The 14,942-nt window shown below is 72.0% G+C and carries 11 protein-coding genes and 1 pseudogene; 6 read left to right on the forward strand and 6 right to left on the reverse strand.

The genetic code is table 11. The annotated features are described in order from the left end of the window. The first annotated feature begins 209 nt into the window (after window positions 1-209). Window positions 210-1,442 carry a serine hydrolase domain-containing protein gene (locus tag A3IC_RS0123370; protein ID WP_245599380.1) on the forward strand — a complete coding sequence of 411 codons (1,233 nt, stop codon included), beginning with the start codon at window positions 210-212 and terminating at the stop codon, window positions 1,440-1,442. A gap of 51 nt (window positions 1,443-1,493) precedes the next feature. Then, window positions 1,494-2,693, forward strand: coding sequence for a serine hydrolase domain-containing protein (locus tag A3IC_RS0123375; RefSeq protein WP_026218632.1), 1,200 nt, complete (start codon window positions 1,494-1,496; stop codon window positions 2,691-2,693). Between the two features lie 99 nt (window positions 2,694-2,792). Here A3IC_RS0123375 and A3IC_RS72630 read toward each other — a convergent pair whose 3' ends face one another. From A3IC_RS72630 to A3IC_RS0123395, 5 genes and pseudogenes are all read right to left on the reverse strand, one after another. After that, entirely contained in the window at window positions 2,793-3,023 is a 231-nt protein-coding gene (locus A3IC_RS72630) for a phosphopantetheine-binding protein (RefSeq protein ID WP_281174508.1), read from the reverse strand. Between the two features lie 9 nt (window positions 3,024-3,032). Further along, window positions 3,033-3,662, reverse strand: a pseudogene (locus A3IC_RS0123380) (isochorismatase family protein); the annotation flags it as partial. 41 nt (window positions 3,663-3,703) lie between these two features. Continuing rightward, window positions 3,704-5,341: a (2,3-dihydroxybenzoyl)adenylate synthase gene (locus tag A3IC_RS0123385; protein ID WP_020552488.1), complete on the reverse strand. Its 1,638-nt coding sequence runs from the start codon at window positions 5,339-5,341 to the stop codon at window positions 3,704-3,706. After that, entirely contained in the window at window positions 5,338-6,525 is a 1,188-nt protein-coding gene (gene dhbC / locus A3IC_RS0123390; protein WP_026218633.1) for an isochorismate synthase DhbC, read from the reverse strand. The genes A3IC_RS0123385 and dhbC overlap by 4 nt, the downstream gene beginning before the upstream one ends. A 152-nt stretch (window positions 6,526-6,677) precedes the next feature. After that, a complete protein-coding gene (locus A3IC_RS0123395) occupies window positions 6,678-7,457 on the reverse strand; it encodes a 2,3-dihydro-2,3-dihydroxybenzoate dehydrogenase (RefSeq protein WP_106668989.1) in 780 nt (259 codons plus the stop codon). A 249-nt stretch (window positions 7,458-7,706) separates the two neighbouring features. On the opposite strand from A3IC_RS0123395, the gene fhuB reads away from it, so the two are divergent. Next, window positions 7,707-9,974, forward strand: a complete 2,268-nt coding sequence (gene fhuB / locus A3IC_RS0123400) for a Fe(3+)-hydroxamate ABC transporter permease FhuB (RefSeq protein WP_020552491.1) — start codon at window positions 7,707-7,709, stop codon at window positions 9,972-9,974. Window positions 9,975-10,170: 196 nt separating this feature from the next. Further along, window positions 10,171-11,064 carry a SigB/SigF/SigG family RNA polymerase sigma factor gene (locus A3IC_RS0123405; protein WP_020552492.1) on the forward strand — a complete coding sequence of 298 codons (894 nt, stop codon included), beginning with the start codon at window positions 10,171-10,173 and terminating at the stop codon, window positions 11,062-11,064. A gap of 127 nt (window positions 11,065-11,191) precedes the next feature. Here the strand turns inward: A3IC_RS0123405 and A3IC_RS0123410 are convergent, their stop codons facing one another. Beyond that, window positions 11,192-11,626 carry an SRPBCC family protein gene (locus tag A3IC_RS0123410; RefSeq protein ID WP_020552493.1) on the reverse strand — a complete coding sequence of 145 codons (435 nt, stop codon included), beginning with the start codon at window positions 11,624-11,626 and terminating at the stop codon, window positions 11,192-11,194. 420 nt (window positions 11,627-12,046) lie between these two features. Between A3IC_RS0123410 and secA2 the strand changes: the two genes are divergently transcribed. Both secA2 and A3IC_RS0123420 read left to right on the forward strand, forming a co-directional pair. After that, window positions 12,047-14,395 carry an accessory Sec system translocase SecA2 gene (secA2, locus tag A3IC_RS56125; protein ID WP_020552494.1) on the forward strand — a complete coding sequence of 783 codons (2,349 nt, stop codon included), beginning with the start codon at window positions 12,047-12,049 and terminating at the stop codon, window positions 14,393-14,395. 164 nt (window positions 14,396-14,559) lie between these two features. Next, window positions 14,560-14,937 carry an RNA-binding S4 domain-containing protein gene (locus tag A3IC_RS0123420; protein WP_020552495.1) on the forward strand — a complete coding sequence of 126 codons (378 nt, stop codon included), beginning with the start codon at window positions 14,560-14,562 and terminating at the stop codon, window positions 14,935-14,937. The last annotated feature ends 5 nt before the right edge of the window (window positions 14,938-14,942 follow it).

The following is a 14,942-nucleotide window of genomic DNA, read 5'->3' on the forward strand; positions in this document are numbered from 1 at the left end:
GCTCCCGGCGCCCCACCGCCCCTGCGCCACGTCCGCCCACTTCTGCCCCGGACCGACGTCTCGGGCGCGCCGGCGCCCCGTCGGTTCGGTTTTCCACACCCCTGCCGCACCGGGTCGCACGACCCCGTTTTCGGGTGTTCACACGGTAGTTGGCCGGCAGGGACGCGCGGGATGGTGGGCCGGTATCAGTGCACCCTTGAGGAGTCGTCGTGTCCGCACACGTGGTCCATGTCCCCGGCAGCCCGTTCCCGCTGAGCCGCCGTCGGTGTTGCGCGCTGGCGGTGGCGCTCGCCGGATCGGCGGTCGCGGTGGGTACGCCGGCCGCCGCCGCCGAGCATCGGGCGCCCACCCGAGAGCGGTTGCGCCGCGAGGCGGAGCAGTTGCTTCGGGACGGCAGTTACGTGAACGCCGCGATCCTGGCGCGCGACGGGCGCGAGTGCGCCGAGGGGTACGCGGGGCCCGCCGACCTGCGCACCGGGCGGCCCGTACCGCGTGACGGGCAGGTGCGGATCGGCAGTGCGACCAAGACGTTCGTGGCCACCGTCGTACTGCAACTGGTCGCCGAGGGAAGGTTGTCGCTGACCGACCCGGTGGACACGTGGTTGCCCGGGGTGGTCGCCGGCAACGGGAACGACGGCCGGCGGGTGACGGTGCGCCACCTGCTCCAGCACACCAGCGGCCTGCACAACTACTCGAACGAGCTGCCGGACACCGCCGCGGGCTTCGAGCAGGCTCGGCTGCGCAGCAGCGATCCGCACCGGCTGGTGGCGGGCGCGATGCGGTTCGCGCCGAGCTTCGCGCCCGCCGACCCGGCGGACCCGGCGCCGAACTGGGAGTACTCGAACACCAATTACGTGCTCGCCGGGATGATCGTCCGCCGCGTCACCGGGCGTTCCTGGGCGGAGGAGGTACACAGCCGCGTGGTTCGCCCGCTCGGCTTGGCCGACACCTACGCACCCGGCGACGATCCGACGCTGCGCGCCCCGTACGCCCACTCCTATCACCGCTTCGCCGACCGGGACGCCTGGGTGGACACGACCATCCGCAACATGACCTGGGGCGACGCCGCCGGCGAGCTGATCAGCACCCACGCCGACCTGGACCGCTTCTTCACCGCGCTGCTGCGAGGCCGGTTGTTGCCGCCCGCACAACTCGCCCGGATGTGCGACACCGTGCCGATGCCGGCCGACTTCGAGCAGGTCATGCCGGGAGTGCGCTACGGGCTCGGGTTGATGCGCCAACCGCTGCCCGGTGGCGGCCTTCGCTGGGGACACGGCGGCGACATCGAGGGCACGAAGATCCGGATGGGGGTCACCGGGGACGGCCGGCGCAGCGCCGTGATCGTGGTCAACGGCACCTACGCGGACGACGAACACGAGCTGCCCGCCGAGGTGTCCGTGCAGCGGCTGACCGACCGACTGCTCGCTCCCGGGGCGTCCTGAGCAGGTCGGCACGCGCCCCGAGGCCATCGCCCATGCGGAGAGGAACCCGCCATGAACTTACCCACCCGACCGCCCCGTTCGAGGCTCCGTGCCGCGTGCCTCCTCGCCGCCGGCGTCGTGCTCGCCGGCACCACGGCGGCCGCGCCGAACAAAACGCCCGACCCGCCCGCGTCCCGCCTCCAGCGCGACACCGACGCGATCCGTGCCGCCGGCGCGATCGGCGTCACCGTGCGCTACACCGCACCGGACACGGTCCGCACCACCCGCAGCGGCGAGGCCGAGTTGCGCACCGGCCGACCGTTGTCCCGCGACGGCCACTACCGGATCGGCAGCACCACCAAGACGTTCGTCGCCACCGTCACCCTGCAACTGGTGGCCGAGGGCAGGCTGCGGTTGGACGAACCGATCGAGACCTGGCTGCCGGGAGTGGTGCGCGGCAACGGCAACGACGGCCGCCGGATCACCCTGCGGCAGTTGCTCCAGCACACCAGCGGCATCCCGGGCTACACCGCCGTCCCGGCAGCCGTCCCGGGCCTGTACTCCGCACGCGGCTATCGGGAGAACCGTTTCCGGCACTATCCGCCCGAAGAACTGGTCGGCGCCGCACTCACGCTGCCGAGTCGGTTCGAACCGGGCACCGCGTGGGCCTATTCGAACACCAACTTCGTGCTCGTGGGCATGATCGTCGACCGGGTGACGGGCCGGTCGTGGGGCGAGGAGGTGCGTGACCGGATCCTGCGACCGCTCGGCCTGCACGACACCCGCGTCCCGGGCGACGATCCCTACCTGCCCCGCCCGCACGCCCAGGCCCAGCACACCTTCGCCGGCGACGACCGGCCCACCGACACGACCGTGCTCAACCACACCGTGGCCGACGCGTCGGGCGCGATGTACGGAACGCCGAGCGACATCGACCGGTTCTTCGTCGCGCTGCTCTCCGGGCGGCTGCTCGGCCCCGCCGAACTCGCCGAGATGCGACGCACCCGCCCGATTCCGGACGAGCCCGGGCGCGGCTACGGCCTGGGCCTGGAGACCACCGAGCTGAGCTGCGGCGGGCGCTACTGGCACCACGGCGGCGACGATCTCGGCTTCTCCAGCGAGAACGGCGTCACGGCCGATGGTCGGCGCGCCGTCCTGGTCGTGAAGAACGGCGTCGACGAGAACGACGAGGCGGGCGGCGCACGGGTGGACGCGGCGACCAGGGCACTGATCGACCACGCCCTGTGCGCGCCGAATCCGTCCCGCCCGTGAACCCCGGGATCGCTCTCGCCCGTGAGCCCCGGGATCGCTCTCGCCCGTGAATCCCGGGATTCGCCCCGCCCGTGAACCCCGGTCCCGGCCGGCCGTCGACTACCGCTCGGGCGAGAGCAGTTCGGCCCACCCCTCCAGGGTCGGCCGCTCCGCGAGGTCGGCGAAGTCGACGGTGACGCCGTGCTCGCGGGTCCAGCGTTCCACCAGGGCCATCACCCGCACCGAGTCGAGGCCGTAGTCGACCAGGTTCTCGTCGTCGGGGATGTCCGCCGGATCCTCGCCGAGGATGTCGGCGACGTCGGTGCGAATCACTTCGAGGGTCAGCGCCATGTCCGTCCGCTTCCCCGTGAACAGCGACTCGGTGTCGGTGACCACCGCGCAGTTCGCGGCGGCCCAGCGCAGGGCCATCCGGTGGTTGTCCGAGGTGAAGTCGGCCACCGCGTCGGCCACCACGAACGCCTGGATGTCCTGCATCCACGCGTCACACGCGGTGGTCATCACGCCGATGTGCGCGTACACCCCGACGAGCACCAGTTGGTCGCGGCCGAGTTCGCGCATCCACTCGCCCAGCTCGGTGCGGACGAAGGCGCTGTACTTCCACTTGGTCAGCACGGTGTCGGCCGGACCCGGGGCGACGGCCGGTGCGATCGCCGCCTCATGCGGGTCGTCGGGCAGTCCCGGGCCCCAGAAGTCCTTTTGCAGGCCGCGCTGTTCCGCGGTCTGGCCGCCGGGCTGCGCGGAGTAGACCACCGGCACACCGAGCCGGCCGCAGTCGTCCTTGAGTCGGGCGACGTTCGCCAGCAACTCGGTGACCGGTGAGGCGTCCGGTGTGAAGGCGGACAGGAAGTAGTTCTGCAGGTCGTGCACCAGCAGCACGGCACGGGCCGGGTCGACGACCCAGTCGACCCGGTTGGTCGGCAGCTCGGTCGGGCCCGGCATCGGATACGGAGCGATTTTCGGCAGTGCCATGACGGCCTTTCCAGACGGTGGTGGAGGATGAATCGCCCGAATCAATCGGCTTTCCGGGCCAATCCCGCGGCGATCGCCGCGCGCAGGTCCTTCTTGCTGACCTTGCCGACGCCCGTATACGGGAACGTCTCGACGAACTCGACATGGTCGGGCACCTTGTAGCCGGCCAGACCGCGTTCGCGCACGAAGCGGCGGATGGCCACCGGCCTCAGCGGCTCGGCCCCGGCGCGCAGGATCACGTAGGCGCACGTACGTTCGCCCAGGTAGGTGTCCGGTACCGCGACCACGGCCGCGTCGTGCACGGAGGGGTGGGCGAGGATGTGGTTCTCCACCTCCTCGGCCGCGACCTTCTCGCCGCCGCGGTTGATCTGGTCCTTGGCCCGGCCCTCGACCACCAGGTGGCCCGAGGGGAGTCGGCGGACCACGTCTCCGGTGCGGTAGAAGCCGTCCTCGGTGAACGATCTCGCGTTGTGCTCGGGCGCGTTCCAGTAGCCGCGGATCGTGTACGGCCCTCGGGTGAGCAGGTGGCCGGTGGCGCCCTCGGGCAGTCGCGTGTCGGCGTCGTCGACGATTCGGATCTCGTCGTCCGGCGAGATCGGTCGGCCCTGCGAGGTGACGATCAGCTCGTTCGGGTCGTCCAGCCGGGTGTAGTTGACCAGGCCCTCCGCCATCCCGAACACCTGCTGGAGCGTACAGCCGATCGTGGGGGTGACCCGACGGGCCGCCTCCTCGCTGAACTTCGCGCCGCCGACCAGCAGGACGCGCAGGCTGCTCAGGTCGAAGCCGCCGCGCTCGGCCGCCTCGATCCAGGCCAGTGCCAGCGGCGGAACCACCCCGGTGATGGTCACCCGTTCGCGCTCGATCAGGGCGAACGCGACGTCGGGGGTGGGTCGGGGGCACAGCACCACGCGGGCGCCGGCGTACAGCGCGCCGAGCGTGCCGGGTGAACTGAGCGGGAAGTTGTGTGCGGCGGGCAGCGCGCACAGGTACACGCTGTCCGCGTCCACCGCGCAGATCTCGTTGGAGCCGCGCAGCGAGTAGATGTAGTCGTCGTGCGTACGCGGGATCAGCTTGGGCACGCCGGTACTGCCACCGGACAGTTGCAGGAAGGCGAGTTCGGCCGGGCAGGGCGGGTCGGTGACTTCCACCGGGTCGAGTTCGACGTCGCTCAGCGCGGTGTGTTCACCGGGGTCGCCCACCACCAGGACGTGCTTCAGCGCGGGCAGGTCGGCACGCACCTTGCTCGCGAGCGCCCGATGGTCGAAGCCCTCGGACACGTCGGGGATCACATAGGCGACGGCCTCGGTGAACGCGCAGAAGTAGGCGATCTCGGTCTCGCGGTGGGCGGGCAGCGCGAAGACCGGCAGCGCACCGATTCGGAACAGCGCGAAGACCAGGGCGAAGAACTCGGCCACGTTCGGCAGTTGCACCACGACCCGGTCGCCTTTGCCGATCCCGCGAGCGAGCAGCCCGGCGGCGAGTCGGTCGGCCCGGTTGTCCAGGTCCGCGTAGCTCCAGCGGCGGTCGCCGTCCACGATCGCGATCCGGTCGGGGTGCGCGGTGGCGCGCTCGCGCAGCATGCCGCCGAACGTCTCGCCGCGCCAGTACCCGGCGGCCCGGTAGCGTTCGGCGAACCCGGTGGGCCAGGTGGGCGCGGGTACGGAGCTCGGGGCGCTCACGAGCGGCCCGCCACGGCGTGCAGGAAGGTGCGGAACTTCGCGTCGGTCTCCGCGATCTCGGCTTCCGGCGTGGATGCCGCCACGATGCCGGCGCCGGCGTACAGCCGCAGGGTGTCCGCGTCCGCCTCGGCGCAGCGGATGGTGACGACCCATTCGCCGTCGCCGTCCGCGTCGCCCCAGCCGACCATGCCGGTGTACAGGCCCCGGTCGAACGGTTCCAGGTCGGCGATGGTGTGGCGGGCGGTCGCGGTCGGGGTGCCGCACACGGCCGGGGTCGGGTGCAGCGCGCAGGCCAACTCCAGTGCGGAGGCCGGGTCCTGGGCCGGCAGCGTGCCGGTGACGGTGGTGGACAGGTGCCACATCGCGGCGGTGCAGACCAGGGTCGGCCGTTCGGGCACCTCCAGGGTCTCGCAGAACGGCGCGAGCGCGGCGCGCACCGCGGCCACCACGACGGCGTGTTCGTGCAGATCCTTATCGGATTCGAGCAGGCCGGTCGCGCGGCGCACGTCCTCGGCCAGATCGGCGCTGCGTTTGGCGGAGCCGGCCAGCGGGTTGGCCAGCACGTGCCGGCCGGCGCGCGAGACGAGCAGTTCCGGACTGGCGCCGATCAGCGTGCTGCCGGCTCGTACTCCCGGCACCGCGAAGGTGTAGCCCTGCGGGTCGCGACGGGCGAGGCGCTGCAACAGCAGTGGTATGTCCGGCGGTTCGGCCGAACGCAGTTCCAGGGTGCGGGCCAGCACCACCTTGTCCAGCGTGCCGGCGCGCATCCGCCGGACCGCCTCGGCCACGCCCGTTCCGTATGCCTCGGGCGCGGGCACCGGTCGGATGTCCCATGCGGTCGCGGTCGGTTCGGGAGCGGCCAGCGCGATCAGCGGATCGGCGGACAGCGGCGGTCCCCAGCCGGCCGCCTCCGGGACCACCAGCGCGGCACGCTCGCCCTGATCGAAGGGGACGGCGCCGAGCACGACCGGGCCACGCCCGCCGACCGGGCTCGCCGCAGCCAGCGTCTCCGTCACCCGAGTGGCCAACGGCCGTTCGTCGTGCCCGACTTCCGCTTGTGTGCCGTGCGCGAGCAGGGTGCGCGTCGGCGACGCGAAGAAGCGCGCGCTGCCGGGTCGATACGCGTCGAGCAGCGCGGTCGCCGCGCCCACTGTGGCGAGGCCGGTGGCTTCTGGGGTGGTCACCTGAGGCTCCTTTGATTCTCCGGCGGGGTGCTGCGGAGGCCGTGCGGCGGCTCGATCGACGAGCCGAGTCGAACCGGTGCGGTGCGGGGATGGCGTCCGCCGAGCCGGGCGGGACGGTGTGGGTCGGGCCCGGCGAAGGTGCTGAGGGTCCGTCACACGTGCAGCGTCGCGCCGCCGTCGACGTACATGTTGTGCATGGTGATCTGCCGGGCCCGGTCCGAGGCGAGGAAGACGACCGCCTCGGCGATGTCGGCGGGGTCGGCGATCCGGCCCAGCGGGATCCCGGTGCGGTAGCTGGCGAGGTCGCCGTCGAGGACCCGCCGCGGTGCGTCCGCGTCGGTCCACAGGGCGCGTTGCATGGGGGTGTCGGTGGAGCCGGGCGAGACCACGTTGCAGCGCACGCCGCTGCGCGCGAGTTCCAGGCCCAGACACATCGTGAACATGGTCGCGGCGGCCTTGGACGCCGCGTACGCCGCCATTCCGGTGCGCGGGATGCCGGCCGCGTTGGAGCCCACCGTGACGATGCTGCCCGCACCGCGTCCGGCCATCGGGCCGGCCACCGCGCGGCTGGTGTGGAAGACCCCGGTGCTGTTGACCGCGAACGTGTCCGCCCAGGCGCGGTCGGTGAGTTCGGCCACCGGCGAGGTGTGCAGCACGCCCGCGACGTTGACCAGGATGGCGATCGGTCCCAGGTGGCGCTCGATCGCGGCCACGGTGGCGGTGACCGCCGGGCCGTCGGTGACGTCCAGCGGGTAGGCGACCACCGCATCGGTGTCGTCGTCGGCCATCAGGCTCTTGACGCCGACCGGGTCGCGGTCGGTGGCGGCGACGATCGCGCCGTGGTCGACGAGGGCCCGGACGACGGCGGCACCGATGCCTTGCGCGGCGCCGGTGACCACCGCGACGCGGCCGGCGAGGTCTGATGGGTGCACGAAAATCCCCTCGGCGAACACCACTCCGGAGTCGGAGTTTAGGTGAGCCTAACCTAACCTCATGCCGCTGGTCGATGGTGCGCGGGGGCGCGGTTGAATCACCCGATCCCGGGCGGGTGGCGGGATTTCGCGCCCGAAGTTCCTTCCGTTCGGCGCCCTCGGGTGTCGCCCGAGGCGTCGCCGGTCCACGAGGGCGATCTCCCCCGAAGGTTCTCGAAGGGCCTTGAAGGATTAGGTTAGCCTCACCTTATGACTGTGCATCAGCCGATTCCGCGAAACTCGGCGGGCCTTCCGAGCGATCCCGCCGACGCGACGCCGGGGCCCTCGGACGAACGCCCCGACGCCCTGTCGAGGAATCCGCACGGCCGGCGCACGGTGCTCTTCTCGGGGATCGCGCTGATCGCCACGGTGCTGGTGCTGGCCGGCGTCTCGCTCTCGGTGGGCGCCGGCGAAGTCGGCGTCGGCGGCGCGTTCGACTACCTCTTCGACCGGGGCGGCGCGCGCTCGGACACCCATCTGACCCTGGTCATCCGCGATCTGCGGCTTCCCCGCACGCTGACCGCGCTGCTCGCCGGCGCCGCACTGGGCGTGGCCGGCTGCCTGCTCCAGACGGTCACCCGCAACCCGCTCGCCGAAACCGGCCTGCTCGGCGTCAACGCGGGCGCCTCGCTGGGCGTCGTGCTGGGCATCACGCTGGTCGGCGTGCAGACCGGATACGGCTATCTGCTCTGGGCGTTCGCGGGTTCGGCCGTCGCGGGACTGCTCGTGCTGCTGATCTCCGGGCAGCGGGGCGGCGGTTCGCCGATGCGGCTGGTTCTGGCGGGCGCGGCGCTGAGCGCGACATTCGGCGGCGTCACCAACGTGCTGATCGTGAACTCGACCGAGGCGTACGACACTTTCCGCTTCTGGGTGCTCGGCTCGCTGGCCGGTATCCAGGGCTTCGAATCGCTGGGCAGCCTGGCCCCGGTGCTCGCGGTCGGCTTCGCGATCGCGCTGCTGACCTCCCGCTCGTTGTCCGCACTGGTGCTCGGCGACGACCTCGCCCGCAGCCTCGGCCATCGCCCCGCGCCGACCCGGGTCCTGGTCGCCCTGGCGGTAACCCTGCTCACCGCGTCCTCGGTCGCCCTGGTCGGCCCGATCTCCTTCCTCGGCCTGCTCGCCGGCTTCCTCGCCCGCACCCTGGTCGGCCCGCGGGTCCCGGCCCAGTTGTGCTTCGCGGCCCTGATCGGCGCGGCCGTACTGACCGCCGCCGACGTCGCGGCACGGGTGGTCTCCCGGCCGTTCGAGGCGCCGGTGTCGGTGATCGTCGCGCTGATCGGCGCGCCGCTGCTGATCGGCGTGGTCCGCTCCCGGCGGCTGGGCGCGCTGGGCCTGACCGACCCGGCCACCGCCGAGCCGGCCACACGCGCGGGCAATGGTCGCTCGCCGCTTCGACGGCTGGGGCCCGCCGTCGCCGCCCGAGTGCCGCGCCGGCTGCGCACGATGCCCGAACACCTGGTGCTGCGCCGCGGCGCGCTGTCCCTGCTGTTGCCCAGCCGGGCCGTGCTGACCACCATCGTGCTGGCCGTCGCCCTGCTCGGCGCGATCGTGCTGTCCGTGTACTCCGGGCAACGCGAACTGGGCCTGGTCCGCACCTTCAACGCGGTCTTCGGCCACGGCGACCACTTCGACGTGCTGCTGGTCCGCGAGTTCCGGCTCGGTCGCATCATCGCCGGGGTGGCGGCGGGCGCGGCGCTGGGCGTCGCGGGCTGCCTGACCCAGACCCTGGCCCGAAACCGGCTGGCCACCCCGGAGTTGCTGGGCGTCAACGACGGCGCGACCGCGGCCGTGCTGATCTCCGTCTCGTTCAGCGCAAGCGGGACCTTCGGCGCGTGGTGGGCCGGGCCGATCGGCGCGATGGTCGCCGTCCTGGTGGTCACCGCGGTCGCCGGCGGCCTGGGCCAACGCGGCTACCGGGTCCTGGTGGTGGGCCTGGCGCTGTCCGCGCTCGCGTCGGCGATCACCCAGGTGGTGCTGGCCCGACGCTCGCTCAACTCGGCGAGCGCGCTGTACGTGTGGAGTTCGGGCAGCCTGAACGGGCGCGGCTACGACGTGGCCGGGCCGGTACTGATCGGGTTGGCCGTGCTGGTCCCGCTCGCGCTCGTGCTCGGCCGCAAGCTGGACGTGTTGCGCTTCGACGACTCCACGGCTGCCTCGCTGGGCGTGGACCCGGCCCGGATCCGGCTGATCTGCCTGATCGCCGCGGTGTGTCTGGCCGGACTGGCGGTCGGGATCTGTGGGCCGGTGGGCTTCGTCGCGCTGGCCGCGCCGGTGATAGCCGGCCGGCTGGCCGGACCGCTGCGGGTGCCGATCCTGGGCTCGATGCTGGTCGGCGCGATCCTGATCGTGCTGGCCGACATGCTCGGCCGCATCCTGCTGGACGGAGCGGAGATTCCGGTCGGTGTGGTCAGTACGGTGCTCGGCGGCCCGTTCCTGCTGTGGGTGCTGCTGGGACGATCGAGCGCGACGCGCGCCTAGGGCGGCCTGCGGACGCGCCCGTGCCGCGATCCGGCGGTGCTCGGGCCTGTTCGGGCTTTCGGACGTGCACGGACATGCACGAGCGTGCTTGCGCGGCAAGAAGTTACTGCAAACGGGTGTACACCCAAAGGGGCGGGGCACTATGCCCGGGCACCGAACACCACGCACCGCGTACGACCAAGAGGGGAAGCCGACCATGAACCCGAGCGCCACGACCGCTTCCACCGCCGCCGTGGAGGCTGCTCACGCCGCTCTGCCCGGCGCGCCGTCGGCGGCGGCCGAACCGCCGGTGGTCGAAATGCCGACCGTCGAAGACATGGCGGAGGTCACCGCGAGCGACGCGCGAGCGATGTCCAAGGTGCTCTTCGACCGGCTCAAGGTGTTGGAGGAAGGCACGCACGAGTACCAGTACGTGCGCAACACCCTGATCGAACTCAACATCCCCCTCGTCCGGTTCGTCGCCGCGCGCTATCGCTCGCGGCACGAGTCCACCGAGGAGATGGTGCAGGTCGGCACGATCGGCCTGATCAAGGCCATCGACCGGTTCGACGCGGCGTTCGGGACCGAGTTCCCCACTTTCGCAATCCCCACCATATCGGGCGAAATCAAGCGTTTCTTCCGGGACACCAGCTGGGCCGTGCACGTGCCGCGCCGACTTCAGGAACTGCGCCTGGAACTGGCCCGCGCCCGGGACGCCTTCACGTGCGAGTTCGACCGGGAGCCGACGCCCGCGGAGTTGGCCGAACGGCTCGGCATCAGCGTCGAGGAGGTCACCGAGGGGCTGACCGCCGCCGCCGGCTACTCGGCCGCCTCGCTGGACGCGCCGGCCGGGGACGACGGTCCCGCCGAGAGCTACGCCGTGCGGTCCTCGTTCGTCGATCCCGGCTACGAGATCGCGGAGAATCTGCATGTGCTCAAGCCGCTGCTGTCGGCGCTGCCGCAGCGCGACCGGGACATCGTGTCGATGCGGTTCGGCGAGGAGCTGACCCAGGCTCAGATCGGCGAACGGCTCGGGATTTCCCAGATGCACGTGTCCCGCCTGCTCAGTCGCATCCTGACCCGGCTGCGCACGGAACTGTTGGCCGACTGACCGGCCGCGGCCGCGGGCCCGGGACGCCGTCGGGCGTTGATCGGGCCCGCGGCGAGGCGGGTCGGGCTCGGCGTTCGGGCCCGAACGCCGAGCGGGCCCGGGGCGTCGTTCGGGCCGAGAGTGCCGGTCAGACCCGGGGGGTCGGTAGAGCCGCCGCGTGACTCAGGAGGCCGGCCATCGCCTCCGGGAAGTCGGCCGTGATGGCCGGACCCAACTCCGGACCCACCTCGTCGGCCGCCGCGCCGGTGATCTCCAGGCGGTGTGTCACCCGCGCGCCACCGGCGGGCAGGCGGGTCAGCGTGTGCGCGAAGCGCAGCACCACGCCGCCGAACTCGGTCTCGTCCGCGTAGCGCGCATGCTCCTCGATCTCCACGATCCGCGAGCGGATCGGCTCCTGACCACTGGGAGTCATCGAGACGTGCGAACCGACCTCGAACGGGCCCTCCAGGGAGACCGCCTCCATCGAGGTGTCCCACTGCGCCCAGTTGTCGAGGTCCTTGAGGACGGCCCAGATCGCCTCGACGCCGACCGCGGTCTCGACCGTGTGCTCGTGAGTCCACATGATGTGCCTGCTTCCGGTTCGTTCGGTTCGCTGGTCGCTGTTTGCTGGGACGATTTAACCTATGCAGAGATTATCTGTGCAACGACTATCCCGCAAGGACCTCCGAGTCGACGGCTCCGGTGTCGGCGGCGTCGGGAACAGGGTCGGATCCCGCTTCGTTGTTCGATCGGCTGCCCCGGTCGAGCTCTCGGGCCGGGTTGCGCGCTCGGGTCGGGGACGGGCCGAGGTGGTGGTGCTCGGGGACGTGGTGCACGGGGTACGGGGTGCGGACGCACGTCGCATGTCGTGCGTCGCGTGGCGCCCGGCGTGCCAGACGTCGACGACACGGGTGTGCACGCGCCCGCGGAAGTGGAGGCCCCAGTGGGCTCGTCCGGTGCTCTCACCCGGTCCGTACGTCGCTTCCTGGGCAGACCCGGAACGGTGGGCTCGACCGGCCTTCGCCCGCTGGTCCGGCGCGCGGGAGAGCGGGAACCGGCCCTGCGCGAACTGACCGACGCGGAGCTGGGCGCGGCGGTGGACGCGCTGCGGACCCGGATCGAGGCGAAGGGCGGGGCCGAACCGAGAGGCCGGGCCGAAGCGAGGGGTGAGGTCGGGACGCGGAAGGCGTCGGCGGCGCCCTGGGACGACGACGCCCTGGTCGAACTGTGCGCGCTGGGCCGCGAGGCCGCCTTCCGCGCCTTGGGCGAACGTGCCTTCGACGTACAACTCCTGGGCGTGTTGGGCCTGTTGCGCGGCACGGTGGTGGAGATGGCCACCGGCGAGGGCAAGACCCTGGTCGGCGCGCTGGCCGCGGCCGGTTTCGCGGTCCAGGGTCGGCGCGTGCACGTGTTGTCGGTCAACGACTACCTGGCCCGCCGCGACGCCGAGTGGATGCGGCCCGTCTATGAACTCCTGGGCGTACAGGCCGGTTACGTGACCCAGGAATCCACGCACGCGGAGCGGCGGGCCGCATACGCCCGGGACGTCGTACACGTCGCGGTCGGCGAGGTGGGCTTCGACACGCTGCGGGACCGGTTGCGCACCGCCGCCTCGGAGTTGGTGCTGCCCGAGCCGGACGTGGCCATCGTCGACGAGGCCGACGCGGTACTGATCGACGAGGCCCGGATTCCGCTCGTCCTGGCCGGCGGGGTGGCCGCGGGCTCGGACGAGGCGGAGGCCGCCCGGGTGGTCGAGGGCCTGGTCGACGGCCTGCACTTCGAGGCCGAGACGGACGGGATGACCGTGCACCTCACCGACGCCGGCGTGACCGAGGTGGAACGCGCCTTGGGCGTGGACAACCTCTTCGCGCTCGGAATGGACACCCGGCTCTCGCAGATCAACGTCGCGCTGTACGCGAGCGTGCTGCTGCGCCGCGACGTGGACTACCTGGTCCGGGACGGCCGGATCCGCCTGGTCGACGCCAACCGCGGCCGGCTGGCACAGCGCCAACGCTGGCCGGACGGGCTGCACGCGGCGGTGGAGGCCAAGGAGGGCCTGGTCGTCGGGCCGCGCGGTGAGGTGCTGGACCAGTTGATCGTCCAGGACCTGATCGGCGGATACCCGACCGTTGCCGGGATGACCGGTACCGCCGTGATCGTGGCCGAGCAACTCCGCGAGTTCTACCGCCTGGAGACCGGTGACCTGCCGCCGAACGTGCCGTGCGTGCGGGTCGACGAGCCGGACCGGCTGTACGACAGCGAAGCATCGCGCGACGCCGCGCTGATCGACCTGGTCGAGCGCACCCATGCCACCGGTCGGCCGATCCTGGTGGGCACCCGCGATGTCGCCAAGTCCGAGCAAATCGGGGTGGTGCTCAGGGAGTTGGGCTTGCGCTGCGCGGTGCTCAACGCCCGGGACGACAGCCGGGAGGCGGCGATCATCGCCGATGCGGGAGCGGTCGGGGCGATCACCGTGTCCACCCAGATGGCCGGGCGCGGCACGGACATCCGTCTCGGCGGCAGGGACGGGAAGGACCACGAACGGGTCACCGAACTCGGCGGGTTGCTCGTCGTCGGCGTCGGCAGGTATCCCACCCGCCGGCTGGACGACCAGCTTCGTGGCCGGGCCGGCCGGCAGGGCGACCCGGGTACTTCGGTCTTCCTGACCAGCCTGGACGACGAATCGATCACCCGGCACGCGTTCGACCCGCCGCCGCGGTCCGCCCGGGTGGAGGACGACGGGCGGATCCGTGACGCGTCGGTACGGCGCTATGTCGAGCAGGCCCAGCGGGTGGCCGAGGGCGCGTTGCTCGACGGGCACCGCACCACGTGGCGATACAACCGGCAACTCCGGCTCCAGCGCGAGGAGGTGCTCGACCTGCGCCGCCGCGTGCTGCACGACGACGAGGCGGCCCGGCTCCTGGCCGAGCTGCGTCCCGAGCGTTGGGCCGAACTCCTGGACGAGGTCGGCGAATCGGTCCTGGCCGAGGCCGCCCGACAACTCTTCCTCTACGACCTCGACGCGGCCTGGAGCGAGCACCTGGCCCGCACCGCCGACCTCCGCGAGGGCATCCACCTGCGCGCCCTCGGACGGCAGAACCCGATCGACGCCTTCCATGCCGAGACGCAACGCGCCTTCGTCGCGCTGATCGAGCGCGCCCAAGCCGCCGCGGCCGACCACCTGGACACCGCCCACATCACCGGATCCGGCCTGGACACCGAACAATCCGACGTTCAACGCCCCACCTCGACCTGGACCTACATGGTCCGCGACCACCCCTTCACCGCGATGGACGAGCCGTTCCTGACCACGATCGGCAAACGACTCCGCACCGCGGGTCGGGAGGGGTGACGGGGAGCGGGAGTCGCGGCGTGGTCCCCTCCTCGGCGACCGGTCGGCTCGGTGTGATCACGGGCGTCGAGGCCGTGGGCCGGTCCCGACATTCGGCGAGCCCCGGCGGGGCCGCCGGCGTCGCCGTCGGTCGAGGCCACCGGGTGCGGTATTAGAGTCGGGTCATGGCAACGACAGACGAGGGGACCGTACGCGTCGACAGCTGGATCTGGTCCGTGCGCCTGACCAAGACCCGCTCGCTGGCCGCCGCGGCGTGCAAGGCCGGGCATGTACGGGTCAACGGCGACAAGGTGAAGCCGGCCCAGTCGATCAGGATCGGCGACGAGGTGCGGCTGCGCCAGGACGGCCACGAGCGGATCGTCGTGGTCAAACGCATCGTCCGCAAGCGGGTCGGCCCGCCGGTGGCCGCGGAGTGTCTGACCGACAACAGCCCCCCGCCGCCCCCACGCGACGAGGCGGTCGTGGTGGCCCGGCGCGATCGAGGCACCGGCCGCCCGACCAAGCGCGACCGTCGTGTGCTGGAGCAGTTTCGCGAGCGCTGAGCGAT

It is taken from the genome of Embleya scabrispora DSM 41855, assembly GCF_000372745.1.
GTDB lineage: Bacteria > Actinomycetota > Actinomycetes > Streptomycetales > Streptomycetaceae > Embleya > Embleya scabrispora.